The organism is Actinokineospora xionganensis (assembly GCF_014323725.1).
GTDB classification, from domain to species: Bacteria; Actinomycetota; Actinomycetes; order Mycobacteriales; family Pseudonocardiaceae; genus Actinokineospora; species Actinokineospora xionganensis.
In genome coordinates this window covers 210,584-225,626 of record NZ_JABVED010000004.1, presented here as the reverse complement: position 1 = coordinate 225,626, position 15,043 = coordinate 210,584, and the positions used below count along the sequence as shown (strand labels likewise).

Here is a 15,043-nt window from a genome sequence, read left to right as displayed (position 1 = left end):
CATGGAATTCGCGATCCAGGCGGAGGAACTCCGCAAGCGGTACGGGGACACGGAGGCGGTGGCCGGGGTGAGCCTGGCCGTCCCGACCGGAACGATCATGGGCGTGCTCGGCCCCAACGGCGCGGGCAAGACCACCACCGTCCGGATGCTGGCCACGCTGCTGTCGCCGGACAGCGGACGGGCGACCGTCTGCGGATACGACGTCGTCGGCCAGGCCCGCGAGGTGCGCCGCAAGATCGGTCTCACCGGCCAGTACGCGGCGGTGGACGAGCGGCTCACCGGCCGGGAGAACCTGCACCTCATCGGGGTTCTGCACCGGCTGGGCAAGCGCGGCGCGAAGGCCAGGGCGACCGAGCTGCTGGAGCGGTTCGACCTCGTCGAGGCCGCCGACCGGCTCAGCCGCACCTACTCCGGCGGCATGCGCAGGCGGCTCGACCTCGCCGCCAGCCTGCTCGCCGACCCCACTGTGCTGTTCCTCGACGAGCCCACCACCGGACTCGACCCGGTCAGCAGGCGGGACCTGTGGACGATGATCCGGGCCGAGGTCGACCGCGGCCTGACCGTGCTGCTGACCACGCAGTACCTGGAGGAGGCCGACCAGCTCGCCGACCGCATCGCCGTGATCGACAAAGGCCTGGTCATCGCCGAGGGCACCCCGGAGGAGCTCAAGCGCAAGGTCGGGCAGGAGCGGCTCGACGTCACCGTGGCCGACGCCGCCGACGGCGCCGTCATGGCGAGCGCGCTGGCCCGCGCGACCACCTCCGTGCCCACCGTGTCCGACGACGGCCGCACCGTGTCGCTGACCCTGGTCGGCGGCGTCCTCGGCATCTCCACCGCACTGTCCGCGCTCAACGACGCCAGGGTCGACGTGGTCGACCTCGCCGTGCGCAGGCCCACCCTTGACGACGTCTTCATCTCCCTCACCGGCCCCCAGCGGGACGCGGAGCAGGAGCGCGCGCTCGAAAGGAGCACGGCATGAACGAGGTTCTCACCGACTGGCGCGCGCTGATCTGGCGCCACCTGCTGCACCTCAAGCGCATGCCGGACAAGCTGATCAGCGCGACGGTGCTCCCGATGGTGTTCGTGGTGCTCTTCGGCGTGCTGTTCGGCAGCGCGATCTCCATCCCCAACGGGGGCTACCAGGAGTTCATCATGGCGGGGATCTTCACCCAGGTGATGATCACCGCGGTGCCCAACACCGCGATCGGCACCATCGAGGACCTGAACAACGGCCTGACCGACCGGTTCCGCTCGCTGCCGATGTCGCCGTCGGCGGTGCTCGTCGGGCGCACCGTGGGCGACACCGCCCTGCGCGCGGTCACCTGCGTGGCCATGACCGCGGTCGGGTACGCGATCGGCTGGCGGCTGCACGGCGGCGTGCTCGAGGCGATCGCCGGTTTCGGGCTGCTGCTGCTGTTCGGCTTCACGATGGCCTGGGTCGGCGCGCTGCTGGGCATGCGGGTGCGCAGTCCGGAGGCGGCCTCGTCGCTCCCGTCGGTCCTGCTGATGCCGCTGATGTTCACCTCCAGCGCCTACATCCCGCTCGGCGGCCTGCCCGGCTGGCTGCGGGCGATCGCCGAGTGGAACCCGCTCAGCGCCGTGGCGGGCGCCTGCAGGCAGCTGTGGGGCAACCCCGCGGCGGCGGGGGACAGCTTCGCCGCCCGCAACCCGGTTCCCATGGCGCTGCTGTGGCTGGCCGTGATCCTCGCGCTGGTCGTGCCCGCGGCCGTCCGCCGGTACCGCTCGGTGGTTCCGGCCTGAGCGAACCGTCGACTCGACGCATCCGCGAGCGGAGCCACCGGACCCGCGCCGTGGCCGCACGAGCCGGGTGGGCGCGGGAAGTCCGCGCCCACCCTCGGTTCCGCCTCACCTCTGCCTCTCCTGGAAGGGAAACCCATGCATCCGCACGTCCGCCGCCACCTCTTAGGTGATCTCCGTCGGGTGCTGCTCAGCAGCGTCTCCTCCGACGCGCACACCTGGAACCTGGTGTATCTGCAACTCCTCATCGAGGAGCTGGGCCCCGAGGTCGTCAACCTCGGCGCCTGCGTCCCGGACGCGCTGCTGATCTCCGAGGCGCTCCGCGTCCAGCCCGACCTCATCGTGCTGTCCACGGTCAACGGTCACGGCTACGGCGACGGCAAACGGGTGATCACCGCACTGCGCGCCCACCGCGCGCTGCGCGATCTGCCAGTGGTGATCGGCGGCAAGCTCGGCGTCGGCGGGCCGATCTCGGACACCCAGACCGACGACCTGCTCGCGGCCGGATTCGACGCGGTCTTCGGGGACGACGCCGCACCGGAGTCGTTCCGACGTTTCCTCGACCGGCTGGTGCCGAGCCCGACCGGTGGCGAGTGCGTCCCGTGACCGCGACCGTCACGCCTGGCATAGACGGCTTCCTCGCCGAGGCCGCCAAACGCGCCGCCCTGGTCGTGCAGCCGAGGATGGGATTCAGCGACCCCAACCAGATGCTGCGGGGTCTGCTCGCCGTGACCGGCGCCAACGCCTGCACCATCGCCACCATCACGCTCGACAGCTACACCAGGGTCGGGGACTACGCGGCGGTGGCCGAGGCGATGCGCACCGGCATGCCGCTCAACGGCTATCCGCTGGTGAACCTCGACCCCGCGGTCACCAGGGAACTCGTGGCCGCCATCGCGCACACCGGCACACCGGTCCAGGTGCGGCACGGATCGGGGCTGCCGCTCGACATCTTCCAGGCGATGGCGGGCTCGGGTCTGGCCGTGACCGAGGGCGGCCCGGTGTCCTACTGCCTGCCCTACAGCCGGGTCCCGCTGCCACTCGCGGTGGACGACTGGGCACGCGCGTGTGAACTCTTGGCGAACCTCGCCGACCAGGGAGCGCGCCCGCACCTGGAGAGCTTCGGCGGCTGCATGCTCGGCCAGCTGTGCCCGCCCAGCCTGTTGGTGGCGATCTCCGTGCTGGAGGGGCTGTTCTTCCGCCAGCACGGGCTGCGCAGCATCTCGCTGAGCTACGCGCAGCAGACCGACCGCAGGCAGGACCTGGAAGCGCTGCGCGCCATGCACCGCCTCGCGGGCGACCTGCTCTCCGACATGGACTGGCACATCGTGCTCTACGCCTACATGGGGGTGTACCCGCGAACCCGCTCGGGCGCGCTCGACCTGCTCGGCGACGCGGCCGAACTCGCGGTCCACGGCGGCGCCGCGCGGCTGATCGTCAAGACGCCCGCGGAGGCGTTCCGGATCCCGACCATCGAGGAGAACGTGGCGGCGCTGGAGTACGCCGCGGCGGTGGCCGAAGAGGTCGCGCGCGGGGAACCGGTCACCGAGCGACTCATCGACAGCGGAATCCACAACGAGGCCAGGACCCTGGTCGAGGCCGTGCTGGACCTGCATCCCGACGTCGGCCAGGCGTTGTGCCGGGCGTTCGCGACCGGGGTGCTCGACGTGCCGTACTGCCTGCACCCGGACAACGCGGGACGCTCCCGCAGCTACGTGGACGCCTCGGGCTGGCTGCGGTGGTCGCGCGTGGGCGGCATGCCGCTGCCCCGCCCGGCCCCGGAGAGTCTGCGGGCCTCCGGCAGCGCCAGCGGCGACCTGCTCGCCGCGTTGTCGTACGTCGAACGCAGGTACGACCGAGAGAACGAGTCCGCCCGCAAGCCGTCGCGGGACTGACAGCGGCCCTTATCGAGGGGGACAGGTGCGCCCGGCAGGCGGGTACGCCAGGGTGGGCGTATGACTACGCGCATCGAGCTCGGGGCGGGCCGCCGATGAGTCCGGTGGTGTCCGCGGTGCTGTTCGTCCTCGGCACCCTGGCGGCGGTGGCGGTGCTCGCCGCGCTGGCCCGCAAACTGCTCGGGCTGAACGTGGGCGTGACCCGCACGCTGGTCGCGGGCGGGCTCGGCCTGGTCGGCCAGACGCTGTTCGGGCTGGCCGTGCGGCCGACCGGCCAGCCGGTGCTGGTGAGCATCCAGTTCGGGGTGGCGCTGCTGGTGGCCGCCACCTTCCTGGTGGTCGCCGAGGCGGTGGTGCCCACCGGATCGCTGGGCTGGCCGGTGGACTGGGTCCGGGCGGTGCGCAGGCGGCTGGCCCGGACCCGCCGCTACTCCCAGATCACCGCGATCGCCGTGCGGCACGGGCTCGGCCCCTACCTGTGGGGCAGGCGCCGCGCCCGGTCGGACTCCGCCTCGGGGCCGCACCGGCTGGCCCGGTCGCTGCGCCTGGCGCTGGAGGAGGGCGGCGTCACCTTCGTCAAGCTCGGCCAGCTCGTGGCCACCCGGGGCGACCTCCTGCCGGTCGAGTTCGTCGAGGAGCTCTCACGCCTGCACAGCACGGTCACCCCGGTGTCCTGGCCGCGGCTGCGCGAAGTGCTCGTCGACGAGCTGGGCGCGCCGATCGACGAGGTGTTCGCCGAGTTCGACGAGACCCCGCTCGCCGCCGCCGCGGTGGCCCAGGTGCACCGGGCCCGGCTGCGCGACGGCACCGACGTGGTGGTGAAGATCCAGCGGCCGGGCATCCGCACCGAGGTGACCCGCGACCTCGACATCCTGTCCCGGCTCGCGCGGACACTGGAGACCCGCACCCGGTGGGGCGCCACGATGGGCGTGCGGGAGCTGACGGCCGGGTTCTCCGCGGCGCTGCGCGAGGAACTGGACTTCCGCGTCGAGGTGCGCAACACGCTCGCCGTCACCGCGGGCGGCCACGACGATTCGCGCGTCGTGCTGCCTACTGTCCACGAGGGACTGTCGACCACGCGTGTGATGGTGCTCGACCGGCTCGACGGCAACCCGCTGGGCGCCTCGACCGAGGTGTTGCGCGCGCTGAGCGAGGCCGACCGGGCGGCGCTCGCCCGGGCGCTGCTGGACTGCGTGCTGCGGCAGATCGTGGTCGACGGGGTGTTCCACGCCGACCCGCACCCCGGCAACGTCCTGCTGCTGGCCGACGGCAGGCTCGCCCTGCTCGACTACGGCTCCGTCGGCAGGCTCGACGCGACCCTGCGCGCGGCCTTGGGGCGTTTGCTGCACGCCGCGGACCTCGGCGACCCGGCCGCGATGCGCGACGCGCTGCTGGAACTGGTGGTGTCGTCCGACGAGCTCGACGAGCACCAACTCGAACGCGCGCTCGGCCAGTTCATGGCGGTGCACCTCGGCACCGGCGGTACCGGGCCGGACCTGGAGATGTTCACCGCGCTGCTGCGGCTCGCCGCGCGGTTCGAGCTCAGCGTGCCGCCCGAGGTCGCCGCCGTGTTCCGCTCACTGATCACCCTCGACGGCACGCTCGCGGTCCTCTCCCCGGGATTCGACCTGATGACCGAGGCCCGCACGTCGGCGACGGTGATGATGGCCGACCGGTTCACCTACGACTCGCTGCGTCGCTCGGTGGCCGACGAGTTGCTGGCGCTGCTGCCGATGGTGCGCAGGCTGCCCCGCAGGCTCGACCGGATCACCGGGGCGCTCGAACGCGGCCAGCTCTCCATGCGGATCAGGCTGCTCTCCGACGACGGCGACCGCCGGGCCGTCACCACGATGCTCGATCAGGTGATCACCGCGTTCCTCGGCGGCACGACCGGCGTGATGGCGGTGCTGCTGATGGGCACCGAAGGCGGCCCGGTGGTCACCGCGGGCCTGTCGCTCTACCAGGTGATCGGTTACAACATGCTCGTGCTGAGCGGCGTGCTCGTGCTCAGGACACTGTTCGTGATGCTGCGCCGAGGCCGCTGACGGGCGACTGCAGCTAGTTGCAGATCGCGCCGGAGCCGGGCTTGCTGCCCCTACGCTGAGCGTGAGGCCGCCGGCGTCGGGACCGGTGGGCGACGAAGGGATCTTGATGCTCGACCGTCCGGCAGACGTCACCGAGAATCCGAGCATCACCGGCACTCCACTGTTCGGGTACGCGACCGCGGTGTGGGCGTTCGCGTTCGCGTTACTGCACGTGTACTGGGCCTTCGGCGGCGGTTTCGGCCTGCCCGAGGGGTTCTCCGTCCCCGACAACACCGCGCTCCTGATCATCGACATCATCGCCGTCCCGCTCTGCGTGGGCGGTGGTCTGCTCGGTCTGGCTCTCGTGCGGCCGTGGGGCCTGCGGTTCCCCCGCAGGTTGCGCCTGGTCGCGGCGTGGGCGATGTGCGCGCTGTGCCTGGTTCATTCGGTGCCGACCGTCATCCAGGCGGGCATCGTGCTGGCCCGCGGCGAGCAGCACACCTTGTCCGTGCCGGAGCGATTCAGCTTCTTCGGGTACGAGCCCTACTGGTTCGTCGGCGGCGTCCTCGTCGGCGTGGCGGCGCTGCTGCACCAGCGGGCGACCCGGGGCAGGCGAGAGGCGTGAGATGACCACCACCCTGCTCGACGAGATGCTGCCGCGATGGCAGTTCGATGAGCGCCACGAACTTTCCGTCCCCGGTGGCGCGGGCCTGCTCGACGCGGTCGAACAGGTGACGTGGAGCGAGGTCCCGCTGTTTCGCGGCCTGCTGTTCGTCGCCTCCCTCGGCCGCACCCGGATGCCGCCCGACCGGCCGTTCCTCACCGACCTCACCAGCGGCGGATTCACCGTCCTGGGCCGCGACGCGACCGAGGTGGTGATCGGCTCGGTCGTGCGCATGGCGCGTCCCGCGGGCGCGGTCGAACTCGGCGACGCGCCCGCCGAGGCGGCCGACCGTTTCCGCGCCGCCGTCGGTCCCGGGCACTACAAGGTGGCGTTCAACTTCCGCCTGTCGGGCGCGACCGTGCGCACCGAGACGCGGGTCCTCACCACCGACGAGGACACCCGGCGCAAATTCACCCGGTACTGGCTGCTGATCCGGCTGCCCAGCGGCCTGATCAGGGCGGAATGGCTGCGCGCCGCGCGCAGACGCGCCAAACGGGGCTCGTCGTGACCGTCTCCACCGCCCGGGACCTGACCTGGCTGCGACCGATCACATCGCCCGCGGCGCCCGCCGTGCGGCTGGTGTGCTTTCCCCACGCGGGCGGCACCGCGGGCGTCTTCCACGGCTGGGGCACCCGGGTCCCCGACGACGTCGAGGTCCTGGCCGTGCGCTACCCGGGTCGCCAGGACCGGCTCGGCGACCCGTTCATCGAGACGATGGCGCCGCTCGCGGACGCGGTCACCGCCGCACTGTCCGGTTGGCGGGACGTCCCACTGGTGTTGTTCGGGCACAGCATGGGCGCGTCGGTGGCCCACGAGGTCGCCCGGCGGCTGGCTCCCGCCCCCGCCCTGCTCGTCGTCTCCGCCCGGCGCCCACCGCACCTGCTGCGCTCCCGGCCCGCCCATTTCGGCGACGATGACCTGGTCATCGCCGACGTCAAGCGGCTCGGGGCGGAAAGCGCGACCGTCCTCGACCATCCGGAACTGCGCGACCTGGTGCTGCCCGCGATCCGCGCCGACTATCGCCTCACCGGGAACTACCAACCTGGCGCGCTGCCCGGTGTGGACGTGCCGATCGTTGCCTACCTCGGCGCCGACGACCCGAACACCTCCACCGCCGACCTGCGCGAGTGGTCGACGGCGAGCACCCGCGGGTTCGACCTGAAAGTGTTCCCCGGCGGGCATTTCTACCTCGTCGAACACGAATCGGCCGTCGTCGCCGACCTCGTCGCCCGCCTGTCCGACCACCGGTAGGAGACGCGCGCCGCGTAACGGGATCGCGGGATTCCGGCAACCTGTGGTGTGGGCGGGACAACGGCGGACGCGGCGGCAGAGCGGGCGGGTAGCGAGACGGGAACAGCAGCCGAGGGTGTCGACGATGAGACCCGATGCCGTCAGCGACAGCGCCACGGGGGTCAAGTCCCGAACCGGTGTCTGATCCGCTGCCAGGTCATGCCGTGCCGGTCTCGCCCGCTGATCTCACCTCGGCGCGCTGGGCGAGCAGGGCGGCCTGGATCCGGTTGTCCACACCGAGTTTGGTCAGGATGACGCTGACGTTGTCCTTGATCGTGCCGGTGCTCAGGTGCATCCGCAGGCCGATGTCGCCGTTGGACAGTCCCTGGGCGATGTGGCCGAGGACGGTGCGTTCCCGGGTGCTGAGCTTGCCGACCCGCAGGACCGCGTCGGCTTCGGCCGGGGTCGCGCCGCTGCCCATCACCGCGCGGGTGACCTTCGGCGAGAGCACGACGCTGCCGCCCGCCAGGGTGCGGACCTGCTGAGCAAGTTGCGCGGGATCGGTGTCCTTGAGGATGAACCCCGCGGCGCCCGACCGCAGTGCCGCGGTGACGTACTCGTCGGCCTCGAAGGTCGTCAGCATGGCCACCACCGGCGGGGAGGTCAGGCGCCGCAACTGCCGCAGAACGGTCAGACCGTCCACGTCGGGCATGCGGATGTCGAGCAACACCACGTCAGGCTGGTGCCGTTCGACCTCCGCGACGGCGTCCCCGCCGACGGCCGTCGCGACCACCTCGATATCCGGGGCCGCTCCCAGGATCAGGGCGAAACCGGACCGGATAAGCGCTTCGTCGTCGACCACGACGGCTTTGATCACCAGGGCTTCCTCCACGGCATGACCCTAAAGGGAAAACCGGCGCGACAATACCGAAGCTGAAATGAGGCGCTCAAGTCCCGGCCACCTTGCGGGTATTTCCGGCCACCCGGCCGTGTGATCCCCCCTGGTGGTGACTATCGGCGGGCGAGTCGGTGTGATCGGCTTGGCGGGCGCGTGATCTGAATGGCCGGGAGACGCGCCTGGCGTCATTCTTGGGTCACCAGGTCGACAGTCTCGGAAGGAATTATCACAAATGACACAAATTGTCATGGGAGTCGCGGCCGTGTCGCGATTCATGCCGCTGGGGTCACCGTGATGAAGCGGGTCTCGCTGGTGCTCTCGCGAGTCGTCGAGGGCGCGCTGATCGCGCTCGGCGTCGTGGTCTTCGCCGCCGACAGCATCACCGCGTTGGCGCTGTGGGACGTGTTGGCGGTGGTCTACCTGGTCACCCGGATGCGGCGGGTCGCCCGGGTCGATCGCCATCGCGAGCCGTCGGACTGGCTGGGGACGATGCTGGGCAAGCGCAGCGGCCTGCTGTTCACGCTGTTCTCCAGCTTGGTCGGGATCACCGCCGGACTGATGATCGTGATCACCGATGTCCCGGCGGAGGAGCAGTTCCTCGCCAAGGTGTTCGCGGTGCCCGCCGTGTTGTTCGCTTGGGCGATCCTGCATTTCGGGTACGCCGAGCGGTACGCGCAGGCGTATTACGCGGCGCTGCCCGAAAAGATTCTCATATTTCCGAACACGCCTGAGCCGAACTTCCGGGACTTCGCCTATTTCTCGTTCACCCTGGGCACGTCGTTCGCCGTGTCCGACGTCGAGACGAACGCTTCCTCGGTGCGGTCCAAGATTCTGGCGCACAGCGTTCTGGCGTTCGTGTACAACACCGCGACGCTGGGCGTGGCCATCGGGGTCATCACCGGCAAATGATGTCCAAGCACCACAACACCCACCAGTCAACCAACCATGTCGGGGAGACATACAGTGTCACGTAAGAAAGTGATAGCGGGAGTGACGGCGGTCGCGAGTGGGGCCGCGCTGGTCACGGTCATCAGCGTGGCGGGCACGGCGAACGCCGCCACGCTCGCCTGGCAACCCTGCGATAACGGTTTGCCCATGGAGTGCGCCAGTGTCAGCGTGCCGATGGACTACAGCGCCCCGGACGGCGAGCAGATCACCATCGCGATCAGCAGGGTCAAGGCGACTGATCCGGCTCGGCGGCGGGGTGTGCTGTTCACCAACCCCGGCGGTCCGGGCGGGGAGGGCAGGATCTTTCCGCTCAACTACGTCGACCTGCCCATCGCCGCCGTCTACGACATCGTCGGCATCGACGTGCGCGGTCTGGGCGCCTCGACCAAGCTGACCTGCGTCGAGCCGAACACCGACGACCTGCAGCAAGGCACCGTGGGCACCTCCAGGCCCGCCGACGCCGACTTCGCGACGATCGCCGAGGTCGCGCGGCGGACCGAGGCCGGCTGTGTCGCAGGCGGCGGGACGTTCCGCAAGCACGTCAACACCCCGAACACCGCCCGTGACCTCGACCGCGTCCGCGAGGCGCTCGGTGAGGAAAAGATCAGCTATCTTGGTGTCTCCTATGGCACCTGGCTGGGCGCGGTGTACGGGGAGATGTTCCCCGAGCGCCTCGACCGCAGCGTGCTCGACTCGTCGCTGGACCCGGGCAAGACCTGGCAGGACCAGAACGAGGACACCTTGGCCTCGACCAAGGGCAACTTCGACGCGTGGGCGAGGTGGACAGCCGCCCGCGACAGCACCTTCCACCTCGGTGACACCGTGTGGGAGGTGCGGGCCGCGATCGACACGATCGCGGCGGTCGCCGCGCAGCGCCCGGTGGCGGGGTTCGAGAACCAGACCGCGTTCGACACCGGCGTCGGTGAGTCCACCCGGTACCGGTTGTCGTGGGCGCCGTTCGCCAAGAACATGGGCGCCACACTGGCCGAGGTCAACGGCAAGCGGCCGGACCCGGCGCTGGCGGCGAGCAACAAGCGGGCCGCGGACGCCGCCAGGGAACTCTCGGCCGCCGATGACGGCGGCGTGTCCGCGGCGGTCTACCAGACCGTCACCTGCGACTGGGACTGGTCGACCGACCTGAACTCCTACTACCGCGACATGCGCTGGTGGCGCACGTTCCTCCCGTACGGCAACACGGTGAACACGGTGCAGCCCAACAACTGCGCGTTCCACGAGCGCGACGGCGAGGAACTGCCCCGGGTCGGCCGCGCCGAGTACGCGCCGGGACTGGTGCTGGGTGCCGAGGGCGACACCCAGACCGCCCTGGACAACAGCACCGCGATGGCCCGCACCCTGGGCAACTCGCTGATCCGAGTCCACAACGACGGCACCCACGGCGTGTACGGCCCCGGCGACGACCCGATCAAGGCCAACGCCTGCGTCAACGACAAGGTCAACGCCTACCTCGTCGACGGAGTGCTGCCCGCCCACCGGGTGAGCGACTGCGAAACCGCCAACCCGCCCGCCGCCGTCCCGGCCGATGGTCACGGCCTGCCCGGCTCGGTGCCGATTCCGGACCTCGGCGAACTCGTCGAGCAGATCCTCGCCGCCGTCCTGCCCCGCCGCTGACCCTCTGACCGCGGGGTCCCGCCCGAACCCCCGGGGGGACCCCGCACCCCATCGATCGATTTCACCGCTGCCGCGCCACCCCAGCGCGGACAAGCGAGACGTCCTGGAGATGCGGTACCAGTTCACGGACCGGGCGGCCCTGGCCGCGTATGAGGCTGGTCCCGCGATCGCGCTGCGCGCCGACGGCGCCCGACGGTTTCCCGCCGATTCGGTTCTGGTCAGCCGGTGGACCGGCGAAGTGATCAGTCGGATCTGAAGCCGATCCGAAGCGGAACGGGAGGCGTGCGATCAGGTCGCGACGCCCTCGATGATCAGCACCCGCGCACGGGACGCGGCTCGGCGGACGGCGGCCAAGATCGCGGCGGCTTCGGGGTCGGGCCAGTCGTGGATCACTTCCATCAGCAAGGCGGTCCCGAAAGCCGGGGTGTCAGCCGACCGGGCCCGGCTTCTTCGCGGCTTCGAGCACGTCCTTCATCGCCGGGATGCCGATATCGCACGCCATGTACGACTTCTCCTGGCCCCACAGCGCCTCGACCAGCACCTTGGCCTGGGAGGTGCCAACATCGAAGGTGAGCTGGCAGGTCATTTTGGTGTCGTACGCGTTCTCTGTGGGCACGCCGTCGATCTCGCGGTAGTGCTTGTCGTCCTTCCTGATCGGCAGGCCGCCGTCGTACTCGGCGATGACGATCACCCTGGTGTCCTTCTTCTCCCCGAAGACGCACGCCGCCGGGTAGTGCACCCATTTCTTGCGCACCCCGTCGGAGGTCTTCAGGTTCGCGATCGCCAGCGTCTCCTCGGTGACCAGCGAGCAGAGGTCCTTGCCGTCGAGGCCCGTGGCCGCGGCATCGGTCGGCGTGGGGGTCTCACCCTGGACCGACAACGGTTCGCCCCCGCTGTCGCACCCGGCCAGCATGCAGGCGGCGGAGACGACGGCTAGCGCGAGGTGCGAGACGTTCATGCGGGCAACGTACCGACCGAGGGCCCGTTCTGTTGGCGGAAACACCGAACTGCCGCCTGACCGGATGGCCGGTCAGGCGGCCTGGCGCTGCCGGGCCGCGTGACGATGTCGCCTGGTCGTCGTATCGCGCTGGCGTTCGCCCGGATCTCCTCGACCGTCGCGCGACGTACTCGCGGGCGTCGCGGGCGTGGTGCTCCCCAGCCGTGGGTCGCCCGGGTGTGGCAGGAGCTGGTCGACACCGTCACGAGGCCGTCCGGCATGAGCCCACCGGTCAGAGGAACGGATACCGCGGCGGTATGGAGCCGGGCAGCCAGTACGGTGAGAATCCGTAGTAGCCGTAGACATCCTCGAAGTAGTCGCGCTGGACTTTCAGCTCGGGGTCATAGCCCGGACCCGCCGCGACGTGCTCGCGGTCCTTGTCGATGTGCACCTGGTCGTCGACCGCGGCGACCGCGTCGACCGGCACGAGCAGCGTCTTCTTCCCGATGCCCAGGAAGCCGCCCGCGCCGAGTTCGAGAAACCGCACCCGACGCTCGTCCGGGTCGATCAGGAGTCCCTCGACCTTTCCGAGCTCGTCCCCGTTGCGGTCGACCACGGTGAGGCCCCGCACATCCTCCGCGGCGTTGGCGAGGGTCAGGTCCGTCTCACCAAGTCGAACGAGTGTCGCCGTCTCATCGGCCATGGCTCCTCCTCCAGTCGCTCGGACCCTGACGGCTTCCCCCCGCCGGCAACCGGTAAACCCGCAGGCCCACGCGCCATTCGGCGGCGTCATCGGGCACTGGTGTCCGCTCGGGGTCCATAGGCCGTGCCAGGACGGTGCGGAGCCCGGATAATGGAAGCCAGGTTTGTCAGGTCGGAGCCATTCGCGGGAGGCGCGTGATGACCGAGGTCAAGCTCTGGCACATCGAGATCGTCATCGACGAACACACCGAACGCACCCGGGCCAAGGCCCGGCTCACCACCCCCGACGCGACCCTGGTCGGTCTCGGGCTCGCGCGGCTGAGCCCGGACGACACGAACGTCCCCGAGATCGGCGACGAACTAGCGGTTTCCCGGGCGCTGGCCGATGTGGCACATCAGCTGCTCGAGAAGTCCGCCTCGGATATCGAGGGAATCACCCACCTCCCAGCGAACCTGCCTCGCTGAGTGACACACCGAGTCAGCTGTGGGCGAACCCCGCGAGCCGGTGTGTCGAGGTCGTCGCCGCCCCGCCGCGTCGCGCAGAGCGGGTGGGAACGGGGATCCCAGGTACTCACCGGAGAGGAGCTCCCCGACGAACCGGCCCCACCAGACTCACGTCGGCGAGCACGTCGATCGCGAGGAACGACGCCGGCACCAACCGTGCCTCGTCCTGGGTGGTGACCGCGGCGGCCCAGCCGTTCTCCTCGTCCCACAGGAGGGCGAACCGTCGTTCGGCCGGCCACGGGATGCGTTGGTCCAGCGGGAGGAACTCGGCGGCGAGCGGGTCGAGCCGGAACACGCACCGGTCGCCTGGTTCTTGGTCATGAGTGGGGCGTTCCCGAGGCCACCGTGGGTAAACCTCGCATGAATCGGCCGTTCGGGGGTATTCGAGTCGCAAGGGAGGCGAGACCGATGCGGTACCCCGATGACAGCCCAGCCGAGCCGGACGCCGACGCGGAAGTCGACGTGCCCACCATCCCGAGCCCGCGCGAGGAAGAGGAGTTGGAGCCCACCATCGTGCGTGGCCTGGAATGACCGACAGGTTTTACCTGGTCATGCCTTGGACCGCACGCGCAGGGCCCAGGCGATCAGCGGCAGCTGTGCGGGCAGCCGCAGCACCGTGCCCAACCGCAGGAGGAGCGGCTTGCCCGCGCGGTGGTAGTCGACCGCCATCTTGAGGTTGCCGGGCAACACCGCGACGAACAGCAGCGCGGCCAGCAGCCCGCCGACCCGCCGGGTTCGCGGCACGGCGACAGCGGCCGCCACCCCCAGTTCGGCCACGCCGGACCCGTAGGTCCAGTGCCGCGCCTTGCCGGGCAGTTCGCGGGGGATCATGTTGTCGAAGAAGCGCGGCTGAACGAAGTGCGCGAGCCCGGCGGTGCCCAGGAACAGCGCCAGAGCGGTGGCCGGGCGGGTTGATTCGTCGTCGCGCATTCGGGCTCCCAGGATCGGTGGTCAGCGTGCTTGAGGCTAGGACATGCCCTGGTGGCCCGCGCCGAGGCCACACCCGCCGGTCGCCGGGCGCGGCCTGCGGGGTGGCGTTCAGCTGCCCTCGGTCACTCGTGGATATGGTCGGCCACCAGGCCGTGGGCCTCGCGGTGCACGCGGACCGCGGATTCGGCGTCCGGGGCCTCGACCAGGCAGAAGGCCTCCCCTCCTGGTGTGCGGATGCCGGCCTGTCGTCATGAGTTTCATGCGAGGTGCCGCCCAGACCCATGACCGCGTGCCCGCCGCACCTGGCCGGAACGCCGGGACGGTGGCGTCCGCGAACGCGCTCGCCGGGCTGCGGCTGCGGGGCGCGATCCTCCTGCGTTCGACTGCTTCGCGATCGGTGTCCCCGGCAAGGACGCCATCGATGCGCTCGCGGCCCATCCGACGGCGATGGGGGAGACGCACGATGGCGTGCACAGCACCCCGGTCGGCGGGGTCCTTCTGGGCGCGCACGACCCGGACGGACACGAAATCCGGTTCTATACCGTGCCCATGGAGCTGCCGAACGGCGACGCCTGAGCACGCCATCCACAACGGCGACGCCGAACCCCGGCCCGAGATCTTTGTCGCGCCGGGAGCCGGTCAGCATCCTCGGGGCCGCGCGGGTCGCCATCGGTCGCGCGGAGGTGGACGCCACAGTCGACTGGCTCGCCGAACGCTTGTCGGACTGCCTCTCCTACGAGTTCGAGCTGCTTGACGCCGACGTGGCCCACGTCGCCGGGTACGAGCACGTCGAGTGCCTCACCAACGGCGAACCGGTCAAGTACACGCCCCGCGCCACCCAGGTCTGCCGTCGCGAAGACGGCGAGTGGAAGGTCGTGCACCGGCACGGCGACGCGCTCGACACACCCCGGCCGTCAGCCTGAG

Annotated in this window: 21 protein-coding genes; 15 read left to right on the top strand and 6 right to left on the bottom strand. The window is 70.5% G+C overall.

Features of this window, described 5'->3' with window-relative positions; all coding sequences use genetic code 11:
* Window position 1: 1 nt before the first annotated feature.
* From GPZ80_RS09765 to GPZ80_RS09730, 8 genes are all read left to right on the top strand, one after another.
* Window positions 2-979 (top strand): ATP-binding cassette domain-containing protein, encoded by a 978-nt coding sequence (locus GPZ80_RS09765; protein ID WP_187219971.1) that lies wholly within the window; start codon window positions 2-4, stop codon window positions 977-979.
* Window positions 976-1,761: an ABC transporter permease gene (locus GPZ80_RS09760; protein WP_187219970.1), complete on the top strand. Its 786-nt coding sequence runs from the start codon at window positions 976-978 to the stop codon at window positions 1,759-1,761. Before GPZ80_RS09765 ends, GPZ80_RS09760 begins: the two co-directional genes overlap by 4 nt.
* A 135-nt stretch (window positions 1,762-1,896) precedes the next feature.
* Window positions 1,897-2,364, top strand: coding sequence for a cobalamin B12-binding domain-containing protein (locus GPZ80_RS09755; protein ID WP_187219969.1), 468 nt, complete (start codon window positions 1,897-1,899; stop codon window positions 2,362-2,364).
* Window positions 2,361-3,653, top strand: a complete 1,293-nt coding sequence (locus GPZ80_RS09750; RefSeq protein WP_187219968.1) for a methylaspartate mutase — start codon at window positions 2,361-2,363, stop codon at window positions 3,651-3,653. The genes GPZ80_RS09755 and GPZ80_RS09750 overlap by 4 nt, the downstream gene beginning before the upstream one ends.
* 95 nt (window positions 3,654-3,748) lie before the next feature.
* Window positions 3,749-5,698: an ABC1 kinase family protein gene (locus GPZ80_RS09745; protein ID WP_187219967.1), complete on the top strand. Its 1,950-nt coding sequence runs from the start codon at window positions 3,749-3,751 to the stop codon at window positions 5,696-5,698.
* 106 nt (window positions 5,699-5,804) lie between these two features.
* Entirely contained in the window at window positions 5,805-6,302 is a 498-nt protein-coding gene (locus GPZ80_RS09740) for a DUF3995 domain-containing protein (RefSeq protein ID WP_187219966.1), read from the top strand.
* Between the two features lies 1 nt (window position 6,303).
* Complete coding sequence (locus GPZ80_RS09735; protein WP_187219965.1) at window positions 6,304-6,849, top strand: hypothetical protein; 546 nt, start codon at window positions 6,304-6,306, stop codon at window positions 6,847-6,849.
* Window positions 6,846-7,592 carry a thioesterase II family protein gene (locus tag GPZ80_RS09730; RefSeq protein WP_222719107.1) on the top strand — a complete coding sequence of 249 codons (747 nt, stop codon included), beginning with the start codon at window positions 6,846-6,848 and terminating at the stop codon, window positions 7,590-7,592. Before GPZ80_RS09735 ends, GPZ80_RS09730 begins: the two co-directional genes overlap by 4 nt.
* Before the next feature lie 196 nt (window positions 7,593-7,788).
* Here the strand turns inward: GPZ80_RS09730 and GPZ80_RS09725 are convergent, their stop codons facing one another.
* Entirely contained in the window at window positions 7,789-8,448 is a 660-nt protein-coding gene (locus GPZ80_RS09725; protein ID WP_187220102.1) for a response regulator, read from the bottom strand.
* Between the two features lie 315 nt (window positions 8,449-8,763).
* Between GPZ80_RS09725 and GPZ80_RS09720 the strand changes: the two genes are divergently transcribed.
* The 3 genes from GPZ80_RS09720 (at window position 8,764) to GPZ80_RS09710 (ending at window position 11,302) form a co-directional block, all read left to right on the top strand.
* Complete coding sequence (locus tag GPZ80_RS09720) at window positions 8,764-9,378, top strand: DUF1345 domain-containing protein (protein ID WP_187219963.1); 615 nt, start codon at window positions 8,764-8,766, stop codon at window positions 9,376-9,378.
* A gap of 54 nt (window positions 9,379-9,432) precedes the next feature.
* Window positions 9,433-11,046 carry an alpha/beta fold hydrolase gene (locus GPZ80_RS09715; RefSeq protein ID WP_187219962.1) on the top strand — a complete coding sequence of 538 codons (1,614 nt, stop codon included), beginning with the start codon at window positions 9,433-9,435 and terminating at the stop codon, window positions 11,044-11,046.
* A gap of 109 nt (window positions 11,047-11,155) precedes the next feature.
* Window positions 11,156-11,302: a hypothetical protein gene (locus GPZ80_RS09710; RefSeq protein ID WP_187219961.1), complete on the top strand. Its 147-nt coding sequence runs from the start codon at window positions 11,156-11,158 to the stop codon at window positions 11,300-11,302.
* A gap of 171 nt (window positions 11,303-11,473) precedes the next feature.
* On the opposite strand, the gene GPZ80_RS09705 is transcribed toward GPZ80_RS09710, so the two are convergent.
* Both GPZ80_RS09705 and GPZ80_RS09700 read right to left on the bottom strand, forming a co-directional pair.
* Complete coding sequence (locus GPZ80_RS09705) at window positions 11,474-12,004, bottom strand: hypothetical protein (protein ID WP_187219960.1); 531 nt, start codon at window positions 12,002-12,004, stop codon at window positions 11,474-11,476.
* A 271-nt stretch (window positions 12,005-12,275) separates the two neighbouring features.
* On the bottom strand, window positions 12,276-12,686 hold the full coding sequence (locus GPZ80_RS09700) for a PRC-barrel domain-containing protein (RefSeq protein WP_187219959.1): 411 nt from the start codon (window positions 12,684-12,686) through the stop codon (window positions 12,276-12,278).
* Between the two features lie 197 nt (window positions 12,687-12,883).
* Here GPZ80_RS09700 and GPZ80_RS09695 point away from each other — a divergent pair, with 197 nt between their 5' ends.
* The gene (locus tag GPZ80_RS09695; protein ID WP_187219958.1) at window positions 12,884-13,150 is read left to right on the top strand and encodes a DUF1876 domain-containing protein; all 267 of its coding nucleotides are present in this window, start codon (window positions 12,884-12,886) and stop codon (window positions 13,148-13,150) included.
* 106 nt (window positions 13,151-13,256) lie between these two features.
* On the opposite strand, the gene GPZ80_RS09690 is transcribed toward GPZ80_RS09695, so the two are convergent.
* Window positions 13,257-13,583 carry a DUF6292 family protein gene (locus GPZ80_RS09690; RefSeq protein WP_246476924.1) on the bottom strand — a complete coding sequence of 109 codons (327 nt, stop codon included), beginning with the start codon at window positions 13,581-13,583 and terminating at the stop codon, window positions 13,257-13,259.
* Window positions 13,584-13,597: 14 nt separating this feature from the next.
* Here GPZ80_RS09690 and GPZ80_RS33305 point away from each other — a divergent pair, with 14 nt between their 5' ends.
* Window positions 13,598-13,720, top strand: coding sequence for a hypothetical protein (locus GPZ80_RS33305; RefSeq protein WP_281401202.1), 123 nt, complete (start codon window positions 13,598-13,600; stop codon window positions 13,718-13,720).
* 18 nt (window positions 13,721-13,738) lie between these two features.
* Here the strand turns inward: GPZ80_RS33305 and GPZ80_RS09685 are convergent, their stop codons facing one another.
* Window positions 13,739-14,119, bottom strand: a complete 381-nt coding sequence (locus GPZ80_RS09685) for a DoxX family protein (RefSeq protein WP_187219956.1) — start codon at window positions 14,117-14,119, stop codon at window positions 13,739-13,741.
* Between the two features lie 122 nt (window positions 14,120-14,241).
* Entirely contained in the window at window positions 14,242-14,355 is a 114-nt protein-coding gene (locus GPZ80_RS33970) for a nickel-binding protein (protein WP_187220101.1), read from the bottom strand.
* Window positions 14,356-14,566: 211 nt separating this feature from the next.
* Between GPZ80_RS33970 and GPZ80_RS33300 the strand changes: the two genes are divergently transcribed.
* Together GPZ80_RS33300 and GPZ80_RS32070 are read left to right on the top strand one after the other, a co-directional pair.
* On the top strand, window positions 14,567-14,695 hold the full coding sequence (locus tag GPZ80_RS33300) for a hypothetical protein (RefSeq protein ID WP_281401201.1): 129 nt from the start codon (window positions 14,567-14,569) through the stop codon (window positions 14,693-14,695).
* 107 nt (window positions 14,696-14,802) lie between these two features.
* Window positions 14,803-15,042: a nuclear transport factor 2 family protein gene (locus GPZ80_RS32070; RefSeq protein WP_222719106.1), complete on the top strand. Its 240-nt coding sequence runs from the start codon at window positions 14,803-14,805 to the stop codon at window positions 15,040-15,042.
* Window position 15,043: the final 1 nt, after the last annotated feature.

What these genes read in the sequence shown, in the direction of transcription:
- GPZ80_RS09765 (WP_187219971.1), top strand. Translation starts at nt 2, where the DNA reads ATGGAATTCGCGATCCAGGCGGAGGAACTCCGCAAGCGGTACGGGGAC.
- GPZ80_RS09760 (WP_187219970.1), top strand. Translation starts at nt 976, where the DNA reads ATGAACGAGGTTCTCACCGACTGGCGCGCGCTGATCTGGCGCCACCTG.
- GPZ80_RS09755 (WP_187219969.1), top strand. Translation starts at nt 1,897, where the DNA reads ATGCATCCGCACGTCCGCCGCCACCTCTTAGGTGATCTCCGTCGGGTG.
- GPZ80_RS09745 (WP_187219967.1), top strand. Translation starts at nt 3,749, where the DNA reads ATGAGTCCGGTGGTGTCCGCGGTGCTGTTCGTCCTCGGCACCCTGGCG.
- GPZ80_RS09740 (WP_187219966.1), top strand. Translation starts at nt 5,805, where the DNA reads ATGCTCGACCGTCCGGCAGACGTCACCGAGAATCCGAGCATCACCGGC.
- GPZ80_RS09735 (WP_187219965.1), top strand. Translation starts at nt 6,304, where the DNA reads ATGACCACCACCCTGCTCGACGAGATGCTGCCGCGATGGCAGTTCGAT.
- GPZ80_RS09720 (WP_187219963.1), top strand. Translation starts at nt 8,764, where the DNA reads ATGAAGCGGGTCTCGCTGGTGCTCTCGCGAGTCGTCGAGGGCGCGCTG.
- GPZ80_RS09710 (WP_187219961.1), top strand. Translation starts at nt 11,156, where the DNA reads ATGCGGTACCAGTTCACGGACCGGGCGGCCCTGGCCGCGTATGAGGCT.
- GPZ80_RS09705 (WP_187219960.1), bottom strand. Translation starts at nt 12,004, where the DNA reads ATGAACGTCTCGCACCTCGCGCTAGCCGTCGTCTCCGCCGCCTGCATG.
- GPZ80_RS09700 (WP_187219959.1), bottom strand. Translation starts at nt 12,686, where the DNA reads ATGGCCGATGAGACGGCGACACTCGTTCGACTTGGTGAGACGGACCTG.
- GPZ80_RS09695 (WP_187219958.1), top strand. Translation starts at nt 12,884, where the DNA reads ATGACCGAGGTCAAGCTCTGGCACATCGAGATCGTCATCGACGAACAC.
- GPZ80_RS33305 (WP_281401202.1), top strand. Translation starts at nt 13,598, where the DNA reads ATGCGGTACCCCGATGACAGCCCAGCCGAGCCGGACGCCGACGCGGAA.
- GPZ80_RS09685 (WP_187219956.1), bottom strand. Translation starts at nt 14,119, where the DNA reads ATGCGCGACGACGAATCAACCCGCCCGGCCACCGCTCTGGCGCTGTTC.
- GPZ80_RS33300 (WP_281401201.1), top strand. Translation starts at nt 14,567, where the DNA reads ATGGGGGAGACGCACGATGGCGTGCACAGCACCCCGGTCGGCGGGGTC.